The sequence below is a fragment of the Bradyrhizobium sp. Kon58 genome, from assembly GCF_055807455.1.
In genome coordinates this window covers 1-299 of sequence record NZ_JBVVOT010000333.1, presented here as the reverse complement: position 1 = coordinate 299, position 299 = coordinate 1, and the positions used below count along the sequence as shown (strand labels likewise).

General features: G+C 66.6%; 1 protein-coding gene. It reads left to right on the top strand.

Annotation, left to right across the window (positions count from 1 at the left end; translation table 11 throughout):
* The coding region (locus AC0L20_RS40670) for an MFS transporter (protein WP_473295772.1) at nt 1–299 on the top strand (299 nt) is incomplete at both ends.

Genomic DNA, 299 nt, shown 5'->3' with positions numbered 1-299 from the left:
GGCCACGCCGATCCTGGCGGGCGCGGTGTTGCGCTTTCTGATGGGCATGCTGGCCGACAAGCTGTCGCCCAAGACCGCCGGGCTGATCGGCCAGGTGATCGTCATCGTCGCGTTGTTCTGCGCCTGGAAACTGGGGATTCACAGCTACGAGCAAGCCCTGCTGCTGGGCATGTTCCTCGGCATGGCCGGTGCGTCTTTTGCCGTTGCGCTGCCGTTGGCTTCGCAGTGGTACCCGGCCGAGCACCAGGGCAAAGCCATGGGCATCGCCGGCGCCGGCAACTCCGGCACCGTGTTTGCCG